Annotated in this window: 20 protein-coding genes and 1 pseudogene; 1 reads left to right on the top strand and 20 read right to left on the bottom strand. The window is 38.4% G+C overall.

The window, feature by feature from the left end; genetic code table 11:
- Positions 1 to 21: 21 nt before the first annotated feature.
- From HUX68_RS00210 to HUX68_RS00165, 10 genes are all read right to left on the bottom strand, one after another.
- Positions 22 to 774 (bottom strand): aminoglycoside 6-adenylyltransferase, encoded by a 753-nt coding sequence (locus HUX68_RS00210; RefSeq protein WP_343033584.1) that lies wholly within the window; start codon positions 772 to 774, stop codon positions 22 to 24.
- 254 nt (positions 775 to 1028) lie between these two features.
- On the bottom strand, positions 1029 to 1574 hold the full coding sequence (locus HUX68_RS00205) for a 2'-5' RNA ligase family protein (protein WP_343033583.1): 546 nt from the start codon (positions 1572 to 1574) through the stop codon (positions 1029 to 1031).
- Positions 1575 to 1690: 116 nt separating this feature from the next.
- Positions 1691 to 2194 (bottom strand): GNAT family N-acetyltransferase, encoded by a 504-nt coding sequence (locus HUX68_RS00200; protein WP_174612754.1) that lies wholly within the window; start codon positions 2192 to 2194, stop codon positions 1691 to 1693.
- Positions 2191 to 2664, bottom strand: a complete 474-nt coding sequence (locus HUX68_RS00195; protein WP_174612753.1) for an NUDIX hydrolase — start codon at positions 2662 to 2664, stop codon at positions 2191 to 2193. The genes HUX68_RS00200 and HUX68_RS00195 overlap by 4 nt, the downstream gene beginning before the upstream one ends.
- Before the next feature lie 64 nt (positions 2665 to 2728).
- Positions 2729 to 3289 (bottom strand): DJ-1/PfpI family protein, encoded by a 561-nt coding sequence (locus HUX68_RS00190; RefSeq protein ID WP_174612752.1) that lies wholly within the window; start codon positions 3287 to 3289, stop codon positions 2729 to 2731.
- A gap of 193 nt (positions 3290 to 3482) precedes the next feature.
- Positions 3483 to 4058 (bottom strand): GNAT family N-acetyltransferase, encoded by a 576-nt coding sequence (locus HUX68_RS00185; protein ID WP_174612751.1) that lies wholly within the window; start codon positions 4056 to 4058, stop codon positions 3483 to 3485.
- Between the two features lie 41 nt (positions 4059 to 4099).
- Positions 4100 to 4504: a VOC family protein gene (locus HUX68_RS00180; RefSeq protein WP_174612750.1), complete on the bottom strand. Its 405-nt coding sequence runs from the start codon at positions 4502 to 4504 to the stop codon at positions 4100 to 4102.
- 310 nt (positions 4505 to 4814) lie between these two features.
- A complete protein-coding gene (locus tag HUX68_RS00175) occupies positions 4815 to 6494 on the bottom strand; it encodes a transglutaminase domain-containing protein (protein ID WP_174612749.1) in 1680 nt (559 codons plus the stop codon).
- A gap of 148 nt (positions 6495 to 6642) precedes the next feature.
- Complete coding sequence (locus HUX68_RS00170) at positions 6643 to 7854, bottom strand: alanyl-tRNA editing protein (protein ID WP_174612748.1); 1212 nt, start codon at positions 7852 to 7854, stop codon at positions 6643 to 6645.
- 123 nt (positions 7855 to 7977) lie between these two features.
- Positions 7978 to 8475 (bottom strand): hypothetical protein, encoded by a 498-nt coding sequence (locus HUX68_RS00165; RefSeq protein WP_174612747.1) that lies wholly within the window; start codon positions 8473 to 8475, stop codon positions 7978 to 7980.
- Between the two features lie 251 nt (positions 8476 to 8726).
- Between HUX68_RS00165 and HUX68_RS00160 the strand changes: the two genes are divergently transcribed.
- Positions 8727 to 9371 (top strand): GntR family transcriptional regulator, encoded by a 645-nt coding sequence (locus tag HUX68_RS00160; protein ID WP_174612746.1) that lies wholly within the window; start codon positions 8727 to 8729, stop codon positions 9369 to 9371.
- Positions 9372 to 9458: 87 nt separating this feature from the next.
- Here the strand turns inward: HUX68_RS00160 and brnQ are convergent, their stop codons facing one another.
- The 10 genes and pseudogenes from brnQ to HUX68_RS00115 form a co-directional block, all read right to left on the bottom strand.
- The gene (brnQ, locus tag HUX68_RS00155) at positions 9459 to 10817 is read right to left on the bottom strand and encodes a branched-chain amino acid transport system II carrier protein (RefSeq protein ID WP_174612745.1); all 1359 of its coding nucleotides are present in this window, start codon (positions 10815 to 10817) and stop codon (positions 9459 to 9461) included.
- A gap of 274 nt (positions 10818 to 11091) precedes the next feature.
- Positions 11092 to 11352, bottom strand: coding sequence for a metal-sensitive transcriptional regulator (locus HUX68_RS00150; RefSeq protein WP_174612744.1), 261 nt, complete (start codon positions 11350 to 11352; stop codon positions 11092 to 11094).
- Positions 11353 to 11467: 115 nt separating this feature from the next.
- Positions 11468 to 11665 carry a hypothetical protein gene (locus tag HUX68_RS00145; RefSeq protein WP_174612743.1) on the bottom strand — a complete coding sequence of 66 codons (198 nt, stop codon included), beginning with the start codon at positions 11663 to 11665 and terminating at the stop codon, positions 11468 to 11470.
- A 56-nt stretch (positions 11666 to 11721) separates the two neighbouring features.
- The gene (locus tag HUX68_RS00140) at positions 11722 to 12153 is read right to left on the bottom strand and encodes a cytidine deaminase (RefSeq protein ID WP_174612742.1); all 432 of its coding nucleotides are present in this window, start codon (positions 12151 to 12153) and stop codon (positions 11722 to 11724) included.
- Between the two features lie 68 nt (positions 12154 to 12221).
- On the bottom strand, positions 12222 to 12353 hold the full coding sequence (locus HUX68_RS19370; protein WP_281355650.1) for a hypothetical protein: 132 nt from the start codon (positions 12351 to 12353) through the stop codon (positions 12222 to 12224).
- A gap of 103 nt (positions 12354 to 12456) precedes the next feature.
- Positions 12457 to 13122 (bottom strand): GOLPH3/VPS74 family protein, encoded by a 666-nt coding sequence (locus HUX68_RS00135; protein ID WP_174612741.1) that lies wholly within the window; start codon positions 13120 to 13122, stop codon positions 12457 to 12459.
- Between the two features lie 207 nt (positions 13123 to 13329).
- Positions 13330 to 14250, bottom strand: a complete 921-nt coding sequence (locus HUX68_RS00130; RefSeq protein ID WP_174612740.1) for a glycine betaine ABC transporter substrate-binding protein — start codon at positions 14248 to 14250, stop codon at positions 13330 to 13332.
- 127 nt (positions 14251 to 14377) lie between these two features.
- The gene (locus tag HUX68_RS00125) at positions 14378 to 14914 is read right to left on the bottom strand and encodes a GNAT family N-acetyltransferase (RefSeq protein ID WP_174612739.1); all 537 of its coding nucleotides are present in this window, start codon (positions 14912 to 14914) and stop codon (positions 14378 to 14380) included.
- A gap of 138 nt (positions 14915 to 15052) precedes the next feature.
- Positions 15053 to 15215, bottom strand: a pseudogene (locus HUX68_RS00120) (DinB family protein); the annotation flags it as partial.
- A 183-nt stretch (positions 15216 to 15398) separates the two neighbouring features.
- Positions 15399 to 15893, bottom strand: coding sequence for a DinB family protein (locus HUX68_RS00115; protein WP_174612738.1), 495 nt, complete (start codon positions 15891 to 15893; stop codon positions 15399 to 15401).
- Positions 15894 to 15947 lie beyond the last annotated feature (54 nt).

Here is a 15947-nt window from a genome sequence, read left to right as displayed (position 1 = left end):
TCCCCCCCCCTTTAAAGTGCCCTAACAAAAATTACACAGCTCTAAAATCTCATCCACCCATTCAGAATCTTCTGTGGCCCCAACACGTTTACATAAACGATGATGAACCTTTTTAAATTGAGGAATGATTTGTTTTATCGTCTTCATTATTTCGATTGAATCTCTGTTGCTGTCCCATTGGGCTAAAAGAGATAATTGCCAATCTTTCAGTTTACTTCTTTCACCTTCAACCTTTCCCCAATCGCCAAGAGAATTGGGCTGTATCCCGTTTTCCATATACCAGGCAGTTACCACACAAAAGCGCAAGTTATCCAAACAGCGGAGCGCATAGTAGAATTCACTTCGCATTGCACGTCTGTATGTTTCATGAGCATAAGCGAAAAATTTATTTCGCCAATTTTCCACTTCCTGAAGAGTTGGTACATAAGATAGCTTCATAGATTTTTTTGACACATTTTCCATGAATCCATGAATATCCTGCACAATTTTGATGTTTTTCAGCCAAACAGAGGAGTGAATTTCTTCCGCCTTATAGTAAAAAACATCTACCTTCACGAAAGTTTCATAATGGGCAACCGTATGCCTTGCTTCAGGATTATCTTCAAAGAATAACACCCTCCCCCATTTTTCGGCCCGCTGTTTTTTGCGTTGCCTATAGTTTTCAAACACTTTATCATTAACGACAATACGTAGATCAATATCGGAATATAAATCCGTATTTTGATTTCCGATTGAACCTCCATAAAAAACCGATAATACATTTTCATCATTCAACAGATCCTGTTCAATTGATTGCCTTAACAACTGACGATGCACCGGAAGATCAGCATCTCTTTTTCGATATCTCATATCAAATCCCACACATGTAAAACCTCTCCTTTTTTCTTAGTATGCTTATCATGTCATATACCGTTAGTGATCTATCAATAATTCTACGCTGCACATATTACATAATTTTCGACCTTCGATGTAAATATCACAGAAACAGCATATTTGATTATCCTCCATTATAAACTTCAAACCATAGCTTATTTACTCTCTCCTAATCGAATATCCTCTAGCTTTCTATATTGATTATCTACTTCCTGATAAACCCTCACAAAATTGACATCGAAAGTTGGAAACGGATTAAGCTCTTCTATTGCAGATGCAGCCATAACCTGTAGATCTTGCCTCGTTAAACCATAATTCGTTTTTCCCAGAGTCAGATGAGGCACAAAATCATCCAGTTCAAAATACTTTTTTATGTCGTCACCCGGTGGAGAAATTTCTTCAACTAGTTGCCGATGCAATTTATATAGCGCTTCTGATTTAGCACTTAAATAAAGAATCCCCTCAGCGAAAAACCTTGGTTCATTCAATGATAGCTGAAATGGCCTGAAGTTTTTACAGACCAATTTCACAGGTTCGAACCATCTTGTATCTTCGGTTAATCCACCTTGTGCTTTTAATGTGATATGTGGTTCGACAACCTCATCTATCGAATTGTTCCGCCACCTTTGACGAAACTGCTTAATCCGCGACAAGTATTCATCTGGTGGTACAACCCCTATAAAATATTGCAATGGCAACACCTCATTACTACTTATATTTCATTCACTTGTGAGTCAGGATAATCTTAGCACCGCATGGTTTTCTTAATTCAATAGATCCTGCCTAACAACGTATTTATTGGTTCTGGCAGGATCTATCATGTGTTCAGAAGCTTTCCCATATAATATTCATCAACAAACTCACCATTAATGAACAATGAATTTCTTTTCGTTCCTTCGATTTCAAACCCCATTTTTTGATACAAAGACAAACCAGCATTGTTTCGGGTTGCAACGGTTAACTCTAAGCGATGTGTGCCTTGTTGAAATGCCCATTTTTCAAGTCCCTGAAATAGCTTGCTGCCGATTCCCTTTCCTCTGTATTCCTGAAGAATTCCGGCAACAATGTGAACGGAATGTCTATTTCTGTTGGCATTTCCACCGATAGCTATCAGGTAACCTGCTAATCTGCTGTCATGTTCAGCGACAAGGATTGTAGAATTCCTTTGCTGTTGAAATTTCTCTATCATTTTCAGTTGCTGTTCAGAATCAGGTTCCCTTTCACCCGATTCCCACAACATATAATCCGAACTTGCCTCCACTTGTTGAGTCACCCAGGAAAAAGACTCCGCATCTGCAATTTTTATCTCTCTAATTATCACAATTCTTCCTCCTGATTTTTTTGGTTAAAGAAATGTTTTTCAATGATTATCCTCGCTCTTTTATCAAGCGAGTACGGCAGTTCATCCAAGGCGAAATATCTCAGTTCCAAACTTTCACCATCGTCTATCGATAAATCACCGTTTGGACTTTCAGCCAGATAAACAGATATAACGTTATATACCTCATCACCATTCGGATATTTGAAATAAAAATCCTTCCCTGATAATATATCAACAAACTTGAAGGACTCCGCTCGTAACCCTGTTTCTTCAAATAGTTCACGTTCAGCCGCCTGCTCAAGACTTTCACCAATTTCCATTGCCCCTCCAGGCAATCCCCATTCGTTCGTATCAGAACGAAGCTGCAGCAATATATCTTTATCATCATTCATTACCATAACTGTTGATCCCGCCAGAATAAATGGTCTGCTGCCTATAAATTTTCTAATCTCTTTCATATATTCAGCCATGTATTCCTCCTAGTCTTTAAAATGAATTAAAAGGCCAACCAACATATTGGTCGACCCTTAATATTTAACCTCTCAGCTGGTTTTTAAAAAACAATACTGTTTCCAGCTCATCTTCTCTGTCTTCAAAAATATTAAGCTTTTTTCCTACCTCAATTCCAAACTCAATATAAGCATTTCCTTCTGCTGTAATTAAGTTTTCGGATACTGTCACATCTGTTTCACTTAAATTCGTACCTTTAAAATAATCTGCATATTCCTGCTCATCATCAACAGACGTTGAAAAATTCCGGTCACGCAAGACTCCGGCTGCTGCCAAAAAAGTAGGTGCGCCGCAAATTGCTGCGATCCATCTGCCTTGTTTTTCAAACGCACGAATCAAGTCTAACAAGCGTTCTTCCTCAACAACTGGAGCAGGCCCTCCACCTGGCATCACCAAAATATCGTAGTCAGCAGGATTACATGCCTCGACCAGCATATCTGCCTTCACTCTGAAATTTCCTGCGTGAACAACCTCATCACTTAAAGCTGCAGTTTTCACCTCAACGTTTGAGATATTCAACATGTACGATAAAGGGCTGATTTCCCAATCAACATATCCATCATACAAAAAGAATAATGCTTTCATCCATACATCTCCCTTAACTTTTTAGACTCTGAAGCGGAACGACCTGGATTTACCATTACTTTTTCATTTTGCACATGAATCAGTCCCTTTAACGTTAGAAATAATCAATCAAACTGATTTTACCATAATATTTTTAAAATTAATATATATTTTAAATGCTGCTTAAGACTCGTTTTACCAGTCAAAAGTTTACTCAAATTTTATCATTCATTCGCCATTCCCAATCCAGCATTGACATCGTATGTGCATCCACCCACTCCTCATCAAACCTTAGCGCTTCACGCTTGGTTCCCTCATGTTTAAATCCTGCTTTTTCATAAACATGGCGTGCTCGCGGATTAAAGTCATATACTTCCAGTTCCACACGATGCAGCTTTAAATCTTCGAACGCATAGGTCATGGTGATCTGTACAGCTTCAGTACCAAACCCTTGACCGGTAGCACCCGCAATCCAGATACGAAAGTTGCAACTGTTGTTACCCACATCATAATCATTCAGTACAGACTCGCCTATAATGACATTGTCAGACTTCCGGATAATCATGAAGACTGTCCGTTCTTCTGCTTCTGCCCACTCACCGTAAACTTCAGTTAGTTTATCCATTTCCGCGCGCTTAATTTCCTCATCATTGGAATGAACTGATCCAGTGAGAATGTTCACTTCACGATCAAGCAATAGCTGTTGCAGGAACTCCACATCATCAATTTTAACAGGACGCAATCTGATTTTTTCTCCATTTAATTCAGGTTTATACTTAAAAATACTCATTTAAAAACACCACTTTCCCTGCTTCTTAAAAAATAAGCGACTTAAATGCCTTCCGTATTCATCAAAACGATTCTCCAGCCATCCGGGTCTTCTATCGTTGTCCCTTTCTCCTTCCAGTAACCATTTTCCGGCTCCACTTCTTCATACCCCATCTGATTCAGCCTTTTTGTAATTTTTCTGATTTCCTGTTCATTTGATATGTAAAAAACAAGAAGATTGTCTTTTGTTGGTGCCGGACATGGACTTCCGTCTTCATGGTGCGTAAACTCCAAATGATATGGCGAACCCGGCAACCCAAAAATAACGCCAGTATATCCTCTGTGACCCGCAAAGTCCGTTAATCGTTCCAGGCTAACCCCCTCCTCATAAAATTTTACAACTTCATCAAATTTATCAGTTGGTCGTGCTATTCTGACTTGAGTCGCTGAAAAATCAGTAAATTCCATTGATATATCCCCCGTTTTCATTAATTCAAAATTCTCTTTCTCTCCCCTCTCTTCTATTCATATACGAAAACTTTCCATGAAAGTTTCATTACCCCAATCCACTTCCATTTAGCCGAAAATAATAAAGTGTCAGAAATTAATCAAAATGTATTAGAAAGTTTCAACAAAGTGTAATAGTTTATTATTGAAGTGTCAGAAGTTCACAATTTAGGTGAAGTTCATAATTTATCAGCGGCTCTATACATAACCAATAAATAACAAGCAAAAGTCCACCCTGGAAAACAGGGTGGATTGGCATGGCACTCCTTTATCAGTAAACTATCTCATCACGAGTATGTGTTTTTTTAAATTCCTCCATATTCGGATCGAAATATTTGTCAGTGTAACGAGGTACAAACTTGCCATCGTGCACATAACCGGCACCCCATGTCGGATCCATGAGCACCCATTCTCCATTTATGTTTGCCTCCACCCAGGCATGGCGGACAAGACTTGCACGACCACTGATATAATGTGATTCGATGCCAGCAGCACGCAATAAAGCAACGTTCAAGAAAGCATAATCCTGACAAACTCCACGCTTTGTTCTTAGTGTTTTTAATGCACTGTCACTCAGTTTAAACAAGTCTTTTTCCAGCTTCTCCACATCATAGGAAATATTTTTTGCCACGTACTCATAAATTGCTTTCGCCTGCTTTCGTTCATCCTTAATCCCTTTTGTCAATTTGGCAGCGAGGTCTTCTATCTTTTGTGAATCCGACTGAATTCCCCGGGACGGAAGTAAATTACGTTTATCTTTTGCATTACTATTGACCGTAAATCTTGCAATGCCGGAATATTTAAAATATGATTTGAATGCGCCAGGGTCTGTTGGGATATTAACCGTTACTTCATACTCTCCGGGACCAAACCGGAGCCGGAATTCTCCTTCAAATGTCCCATCATTAGCCGGAACAAGGTAACTTGCTTCCAAATCACCCTTTTTCGTCGTTACGATCAATTGCTCAATTTTCTTATTGTCGGCCACACTTGGGTCATACGTACCGGCAATGCGAAACGTATTTCCATCGGCTTTCAATCCCCCAGCTTTCGGATAACCAAGCTGAAATTCATGTTCATTATAATCCTGATAAAACTTAATTGGATCTGTTTGCGCTGTTGATGTATTGTTGACAAAAAGTTTGGCAGCTTCCAAATAATAATTTTCCCGGTCTGGATCAGGTACCATGACTGTTACATGATGCTTACCCCCGCCGTAGTGTAAAGGAAATTCTGTTTCGAATTTGCCATTCTTAACAGGAATGATGACTTTCCATGACTCTGAACCTTTTTCACCTTTAACCATTAGTTTCTTCCCGTTATACTTGTCATCGATTGTTCCTGCCAAGTGTAAAAATCCGTCTGCTTCCGTAAAACCACTGGCAGGCTGTGTTATAGTCAGCCCGTTTTCAAGTGCTTTACGCCCCAGAAATATATCACGGGTCTTTTCTGTACTTTCATTCGTTACTTCAAGGGAAGCCATCTCATAAAAATGATTGTCCTGTTCTTTATCCGGCAAACGAACTGTAATCTTGTAGTTTCCTTTCCCTTCAAACAGCTTTATTTCCTCGCTGAATTTTCCGTCCTGAAGCGGTACATAATATGTAAACTCTCCCCCTTTTGGACCGGACAGTTCCACCCAGATAAAACGGCTATCCAACCCGGACATATCATCAATTTTTCCTTCCAGCGTAAACGATGATTGCACAGAGAACTCCTTACTTTGTGGGCTTGAAAGTGTTGCGCCGATTTCTTTTGCATAGGAAGACAATTCAAGCGGCTGACCGATCTCCGTTACTGACTTCGTTTCCTCAGGTTTCGTCTCTTCCGATTTTTGTTCTTCGTTATTTTGACCATTCTGATCAGCGGACCCTTCTGAATTATCGGCACAGCCTTTTAATACAATTACCGCTGAAAAAGCTGTCAATATCAAACAAAACAATTTTTTCATTAAAATTACCCCAATCCGATTAGTAAAACTGGTTGTCACCCATCCATTAGGTGACAACCTTAGTTGCACTTATGCAGTAAGAAAGCTTTCTTATCTGCTAAAATAAGAAGCTGCTGGATCTGAGTGCAGATAAAATGGCCGCGTTCGCTTATCCGACAAGCTGCCTTTCAGATACACGAATCAATTCTTCCATTAACGTTCCCGGAGAAACCCTCTTGTCTCCTCCCCCCTGCGCAATCGTTTTACTGCCGCCACCTTTCCCATTTATCATAGGTAAAATCTGGGTGATGAAATCTTTCATATTCATATCAATATCGTTACTTCTCGCACAAACCACCTGAATTTTGGTTTCATTTTCATTGATAAACAAAACCAGCGTTTTATTGGCGTTTTGGGCCACATTGGCTGCCATCTGCTGAAGCTTTTTCACAGGCGTGTCCTTGTAAGTATTGTTTACCAGCTTATATGTATCCTTTACGGTGGCCTTCTTGATCAGTCTCTGCGCCTCATAAAGCAGCAGTTCAGCTTGCAAATGTTCATTTGTTTTTTCAAGATTTTTCTGTTGCTCCAAAATATGACTGGCGCTGGCTTTCAAATCTTGCTGAGGGGCATTTAGCAGAGAGGTCAAACCCTGGATGACACGATGCTTATCCTGTAGTTGCTTCAGTACTCTTGTTCCACAGACAAAATGAACGCGGATATTTTTCTTTTGCCGTTCCCAATGGAGAAGTTTAATAGAGCCCACTTGCCCTGTTGCATTCGGATGGGTTCCGCCACAACCGTTGTAGTCAAAATCAGGAATTATGACAAGACGAATGTTTTCTGAAACAGATACATCCTTTCTTAAGGGGAACTCGTTAAGCTCATCTTCTGTCACCCAACGTATCTGAATAGGGCGATTTTCTAAAATAACATCGTTTGCCTTCTCCTCTACCCCGCTGGCTTCCTCTTCATAAAGACCCGAAATTTCGAGATCAATCGAGCAGGTTTCTGTTCCTAGATGAAAACTTACTGTCCTGTACCCATACATGTTTTCAAATGCTGCTGACAGGATATGCTGTCCGGTATGCTGCTGCATATGATCGAATCTTCGTCCCCAGTCAATTTCCCCTGCACATTTTTCCGCTTCCAAAAACGTATCGGTATAATGGCGAATCTCACCGTTTTTTTCCTCGACATTATATACACGTACATCATTAATTGTGCCTGTATCATGCGGCTGTCCACCGCCTGTCGGGTAAAATGCCGTCTTATCCAGCACAACGTAGAATCGCCCGTTCGCATCCTGTTTACTGTGAAGAATCTGCGCGGAAAAAGACCGGATGGATGGTTCCTGATAATATAATTTTTTTGTGACCACGCTCAACACGTCCTTCAATATTTCTTTTTCTTTTATTCATAATAGCACAATTGCATTATATAAAAGAACCTCCACATAGCCATTGCTATGAAGAGGTTCTTCTATTCCAAAATCAAATGCATGTTATGCGTTTACTGTTTTACTTTCCTGAACAGCATGTAATTTTTTCATCGCAAATCTTGCTGCAGGCTGTGCAATTAACGCTTCAACCCAAAATGCGATGAAAAAGTTACGCGGCCAGTCATAAAAGAAAGTTTGAAACGGCACAAAACTGACATCCCGCATGCCAATCCAGGATCCGATAACTGTCAAAAAAATGGACAAAATCGTCACGCTGAACAAAATTGTGAATAACACTCTTGCATTGAAGCTATCCGTAGATTTAACGAACTTTGGTACCATTTTATTAACAATCGGATTCGCAATAAAAATTACCAAAAAGATGACAGAAATCCATACAAACGGAATAACTTGCAATGTTCTTAAATATACCTCTCGATTGAATCCAAACTCAAATCCCATAATAAGGGGGGCGATGATATTTACGGAAAGGATGGAAATGATGGCTAAGAACAGCACAAATTCTTTTCCGTTTCGGGGTAATCTTGTTTCCTCATGCATAATCGTCAACTCCATTTATAATATTTCAGATGGCAGACGTATCATGAGACATATATTTTTGATCCATTGCATAAGACCAATATCTCTACACACTGATTTATTCATCATATCACTTAAATTGAAAATATTTCAAGAAGGTTGCATTTTTTACACCAAAAAGCTCTATGCATGATATATTGCATATTCCCACACGAGATATTTTCATGTATACTGGATTCATACGAAACGAATATCCAGAAAGGCGGATTTCAATGCCAATACCTTCAAATCATTCAAAACCTGTGCGTCTGTCTGCAAAAGAGAATGCATTCAATCAACTTCAGCAATGGATTATTGATGGAACACTGCTTCCCGGCGAAAAATTAAATGATAACGAACTGGCCGATGCATTAGGAACTAGCAGAACACCAATCCGTGAGTCGTTACAGCTTCTGGAAGCACGAGGTTTTGTTAAGATGTATCCCGGAAAAGCCACACAAGTGACTGAAATTGAACGGGAAGCCATTAAAGACCTGCTTCCACCATTGGCAGCATTACAATCACTTTCCGCCGAACTAGCAATTGACCGCTTGACTGGCGAGCACCTCACACAACTCGAAAACATCAACAATCGCTTTGCAGAAGCAATCCAGTCCAGTAACGGTTATGCTGCATTAAAAGTCGATGAAGAGTTTCACCAGGTGATTGTTGATATTACGAAAAACACTTATATCCAGGGAATAGTGGAATCATTACAGGCACATGTTCGCAGGCATTTTTTCCATAATTCCATTGTCTTAACCGAAAAATCAATTGATGATCACAAGACCATTATTACTTCCATGAAACATGGCAACAAGGAAAAAGCTGTAGCCGTCATGAAAGAAAACTGGCTGCGGACACTCCAAAAGTTTTAGTAAAAACAGCAGAAATTATTTATAAAATTTTAACGCCAAAAAGCCGGCCCTTCAAGGAAAGAAGGAGCCGGCTTACTATTTGCAGAATTATGATGCATGAACTGCAGCTGTTTTTTGCATACGGCTGATAGTTCCGGTGACGGCAATCACAACAACAGCCGGCAGCAGCCACCCAAGTCCCTGACTGTACAGAGGCAACGTTTGTTCATAGAAAGCAATAACAGGCTGCATCCAGCTGAAATATGCTATTCCCAGTGACTCACAGAACGCTTTAAGTCCATCAAAAATACTGATCAAAAACGTAACAGCAGTTGTTGAACGATAAACCAACCGTGCATGATTAAACAATGGAGACAAAAACGTCAAAAGCATCAGCACAATCGCGAGCGGATACAGGAACATTAAAACCGGTACAGAATAAGCTATAATGTTTGCCAGTCCGAAGTTCGCAATGATAAACGTTGCAGTTGCAAAAAATACAACAAGTGTTTTATAGCTGAACTGCGGAAACAGTGTATGGAAATATTCCGCATTAGCTGTTGTCAGTCCAATCGCAGTTGTCAAGCATGCCAATATAATGGTAATTGCCAGCAAAATTGATCCGAACGTGCCAAAATAATAGGATGCGGCGCTACTTAAAACCGGACCACCAGTTTTAAAGATTCCAAAAACTTGTGTGCTCGTTGCGCCCAAATAGGCGATCCCGACGTAAATCATTCCAAGCAGCAATATCGCAATACTTCCTGCTTTTATCGTTGTCTTTAGAATGTCAGCATTCGATGTTACGCCCATTGCCCGAATCGCATTAATGACGATAATACCAAATACCAACGATGCTAGTGCATCCATTGTATTATAGCCTTCAAGAAAACCAGTTATAAATGCTGCGTTTGCATAAGCTTGTTGAGGTGCTTCCATCGATCCCATCGGATTTACAATAGCCGTAACTAGAAGAACCGCAAGTAATACAACCAGCCCAGGTGCCAAAAACTTTCCGACATTATCAACAAGTTTGGCAGGCTTTAATGAAAACCAGAGTACAACAGCAAAAAACAGTAATGTAAAAATAAACAATCCCAATTGTTGCGAAGACTTGTTCACAAAAGGTGATATACCAATCTCATACGCAACCGTTCCTGTACGAGGAGACGCGAAAAATGGTCCAATTGTCAAATAAAGAAGCGACGTAAAAAACACGGCATAAACCGGGTGTATACGGCTTGACAGTTCCTGCAAATTTCGGCTTCCAGAAAAACTCATCGCTATAATCCCCAATAATGGCAGCCCCACCCCGGTAATTAAAAATCCCAGAACCGCAGGCCAGAGATTGGTACCGGCATTTTGACCAAGTTGTGCCGGAAAAATCAGATTTCCAGCCCCAAAAAATAGTGCAAACAGCATGACGCCAACTGCTGCGTATGATGAAAAAGACAATTTCCCCTTCATGATAGGTTCCTCCAATGATGTCTATGTTTTATGATATGCAATATATCGATGATATTCATCATACTATTACCTAATGTAAAATGCAATATATTACATGAAATTTTTCGACGATTTTCGAAATAAAAAAATACCTGTCAATAACGTATTTTAAACTATCGACTGGTATCGCATATTTTGTATATTTCATTCACGAATTCACATCATCAAACACGGAATGATAAACTCCATACTTAATGAGACTATTACTTTCTCCTTAAAAAACTAATCAGAAGAACTACCTGCTTTTTACAAGCAAATTTACTGCATCCTTTATATGATCTTCTGAATTTCCACCCGATTCCTTCTCTTCACGGATGCACTCCTCCAAATTTCTGCTGACAATTAATGCTGCTGTACGATCAAGCGCATTTCTGGCCGCGGTCATCTGATTTACCACTTGACGGCAATCTTTTCCTTCATCCATTGCTTTCAATAATCCTCTGACCTGACCTTCTATACGTTTCATTCTGTTTTTTACTTGATCATCATAATCCATTGAATCGCACCTCCTGAATTTTGTATTTCGCAAATTGCCAATTTAACTTTTCCCAAGTTAATCAATTGCTTCCATTTCAATTATATTATGAAACATAAATCAAAACAACTCAGCCTTAATGTTGTTCACTTTTTCTCATATTGTGGTCGATGACAAAAAACGCAATACATGTAACAATGATAATGATTGTATCCAGCTTACCGGAAATAGTTCCAAACTGTGCCAGTATTATAGTGGTTAACACAATTAACGTAAAAATAATTTTTGAAATGAAAAACTTACTTTTATAAAACTTTTTTTGAGACTCTTTCATATGTATTCTCCTTGATATGTTAAAAGTAAACCTAATCACCCGACAGTATAGACTGTTTATTCAGTATCACTTGTATATTTTTCTGGTAATAATTCCATCACATTACACTTTACCAATTGACCGTTATAAGAAATAATCACATCAGTGTCTTTACCGTAATCACTTATTAACTCCCGACACATACCACACGGAGATACTACCCAACACTTTTCTATACTTTCGTGTGGATGGGGATGAGCAACCGCTACAATCGTGTCAAATTCATGTTCTCCTTCCGAGATTGACTTTCCAATTGCCATTGCTTCCCCACATACCGTTATTCTGCCCACGTTCGCCTCAACGTGAACTGCTGAAAATATATTTCCCGAAGTTGTTCTAACTGCTGAACCAATGTGGTGCCGTCCATACCTGTAATTATCTTCAATTACTTTTTCCGCCTTCTGAATCAATTCGTAATCCCGATTTTCGATAGGTTTCACTCTTAACATACGTTCTCCTCCTGATAAACGTTAAGATCGGCCGTACTGCTGCATCTGTACTTAAGCAGGTAAGAAATCTACTTCGATCTGTTTTTTCTTTTTTCCAATTCTTTTTTAATCATTGGGATACCTTTTTCTTTTCCCTGTCTAATTAACTTTTTTACTTTTGGATCATTCGTGAGCTTTATTAATTTCGATAGTTTTCCCATGTAATTTGCCTCCCTGAATACTATTTTATCAACAATTTTCTATACATTCATGCAGTTAAGGATTCTATTTATTACCTCCAGAAACCATATAATTATCATCGATTCAATTATTTGTAAATATAACAACGGTTGTACACGCAACAATTACTGCTGTTTGCATTTCTTCGATGGATGCTTTCACAGCTTTACCGTAATCATGATTTTTAATAATATTATCCATGCGCTTTGTTGCTTCTTTCTTTTCAGCTTTTGAAAATACTTCATCGACCAGATTACATGATTTGATCAAGCTTAATAACATAGCAGTTCTTGCATTTGGCTTTTTGTCCCCAAATAAACTTGCATGAACCCTGTTTCGAATTTCCTGTTCAGGTATTTTTTGATCAGTCGGATACGTGCTTTGATTAAAAATCCATAGTATCTTTTTTTCTTCTTCCTTTAATATACCCTTTTCCACGAGCAATTGTATCATGTCCTGCCTCAACTGTCCCATTTTGCTATTAATACGATTAATCCAGTCATCAACCTTCTTACTCTTATCAGATTGCTTTATTTCGGTTAATACACTGTCAAGAAACGTTACACCTGTTTTTTCTTCATTAATGACGACAACCTTTTTATCATTCAGTTCAATACGTTCCAATATTGTCAGTTCTGCAAGAATAGCCCCAGCTAATCCATAATTTAATGAATCAGAAGCTGAGAAAATAACCGTTCCTTTCTCATCGTCCATAGCAAGCAATAATAATTCCTCAGCAATGGTAAACATTGATTTGCCTCCTTTATGAAATTATATTTTTAATACGTTTTTTCCGTTTTATTTGTTTCAACAGTTTAAATCTTCTTTGTCCCTCGTTCTGCAAATAAATACTCCCCCTCAAGCAAACAGATTTTTATTGTTCCATCTATCTACTTACAGGGGGAGCATATTAAAACTCTTTTATTGCACTTTTATTAATATCATACTTTTAACCAGTTACTGCTTCGCTTTTTTCAACACTTTTTCTTTAAAGTCCGGATTATTTTCAAGAAACTTCTTCGCTGCTTCCTCATTTGTCATTCCAGAGGTAATATCGTACATAATACCCTGAACCTGTTTTTTCGTTATGCTAAATTCGTTAATTATCTTGTATGCCAGTGGCGAATCTTCTTTAAATCCTTTTCGTGAAACGGAATAAATATTATCCGGATCACCGTAACTATTTTTCGGATCCTTCAGCATCTTTAAATCAAATTCATTGAATGTCCAGTGCGGTGTCCAAAGTGTTACAACAATAGGTTCCTCCTGGTCAATAGCTCTCTTTAGCGCAGCTGTCATTGTAGGACCTGAACTGGATTGCAGTTCCCAGTTTTTATCTAAACCATAGGCTGGCATCAATTCCCCTTTTGTCAATTTCATCATACCCGCGCCAGGACTGATTCCGGTAATTGTCCAGTCTAATTTTTCACCAATATTGTTTTTATTATTAGCTAAATCTTCTATCGAATTAATTTCTTCCATATAAGATGGTACCGTCAGAGCAAGTTCCACATTTTTCGTAACAATACTCATTTTATCAAGACTATCCTTATATTCTTCCCAATAACTTTTATGTGTGGTTGGCAGCCATAACCCTACAGAAGCATCCGATGATCCGTCGGCAAGACCTGAAAATTCAATACCGACATCCGTTTGGGTAACTGTCACGCGATAGCCAACTTCTTCAAGCAGTTGTTTCACTACATATGTTGAAGCAATATTGGAGACATACGTATCCGTTGCCAATTGTACTTGTTTTGTACCAAGATTTTCCTCACCTTTATCGGCATTTTCATTGTTGGTCGAGCTGTCGTCGTTATTGCCGCAAGCTGTCAATACAATCACCAACAACATAACGATGAAACTAAACTTTTTCATTTAAATAGAACCTCCATTTTTCTTTTTATTTCAATATTCTTCTCATGAAACACCATTATTATCATAAAACAATCAATTATTTGATACAACCCGGACAAATGATAAAAAGCTAGAAGATTCACTTACCTTATTTCTTATAATTTCTTTTTAAAAGCCCCATAAAAACAACATCATGCCAAACCCTGTCACGATATAGTTGTTCCTTTAATTTTCCTTCTTCATGAAAACCAAGCTTTTGATATAGTCTTACCGCCCGTTCATTAAAAGAAAATACGCGTAAATACACTTTATGTAAATTTAATTCATTGAAAGCAAAATCCAATAAAAGCGAAAAAGCCTCCCGTCCAAACCCCTTATTCCAGTAATCTTTATCTCCAATATCAATTATACATTCAGCATTACGGTTTCCGAAATCAATGTTAATAAGCGATGTGATGCCAATTGGCTTTTCTGTTGTAACTTCCTCAATCATGTAGCCTTTTGAATTATGCGATTCTGTTATACTTTTGACGAAGTTTTCTGTGTCGGCATATGTAAAAACATCTAATGATGGATTGGTATATTGCATAACCTCTATATCATTTCTCCACTTATGGTAAATAGAAACATCGTAATCCGTACTGGACATTTTCCTTAATCGAATTCTTTCCCCACAAAAAAACATTAAAAAGCCACCCCTTTTCTCTTATAATTTAATAAAAGCCCTTCCAATCTAAACAACCCTTTCTAACATCACAAGATGGTCCTGCAATAGTTAAAGGATCTTGGGAAAGACTTGTATCATGCTTCAAGGGCGCTATTCTCACTCCTGAATAGCGCCCGATAGTTTTAAATATAGGTAAAGACCATAATCTGTTGGTACAGAAACATAACCCCCCCTGTCTTAACATAACTGTGATATTACCATGATGATATGTTCCATGGTTAACGACATGAGGTACTTGTTCAAACACACTGGTTTCCATAAGGTCTCCATTACTATTTTATTATTAGTAATATCAAAATGGCTTTATCCTTCTTCTGTTAACTTCTTGTTGGTAAAATTATTTTATGTTCAACTAAATATTCCTCGCCTACAATACGGGCGCCAACCTTTTTTACAGGAAAGCGCCCTGCAATGGAATAACTGTAAAGCTAAAGAAGCTTTTTTAAAAGCTGCGTTTCCCTGCCCAAACCCCCTGCAGTTTACTAAGAAATACAATTTGCCCAATATGATATGCGTTATGCATTGCTAAACTCTTCAGTTCAAGCACTAATGAATTATCTTCTCCTGGGACTTGCCTATACAAATCTTCATGTTCTGATTTTGCTAGTATTTTTCCAAGTTCACGATGGACGAAAAAGTATTCTTGTTTTGTTTTCTTCCAATTTTCTAACGTCCCAGTTGGTAATCGAAATGTAGATTCATTATTTTCTGCCTGTGGTTCATTCACTGTTTCACCTAGAAATCGCATGAGATATCTCTTTTCATAGAAAAGTAAATGACAAACTAATTCCCAAATAGAATGCATTGCCCCCTCATCAGGTTTCCAAATTGCCTGTTCAAAAGTGATATCCTCCAGCACGTTTTCAAGTGGTGGAAACCAGTCTTCTTCATCTAAGCAACTTGCCCATTGTTGTAACAAAAATGTCCTTACATCCATTTTCTATTCCCTCCAATTTAATGATCAAAAATTATCTGCGGCGTTTGTTCTGGC

Source organism: Virgibacillus ihumii (assembly GCF_902726655.1).
GTDB lineage: Bacteria > Bacillota > Bacilli > Bacillales > Amphibacillaceae > Lentibacillus > Lentibacillus ihumii.
Note: the sequence above shows the minus strand (reverse complement) of the source record. Positions and strands in the feature narration are given on the sequence as shown.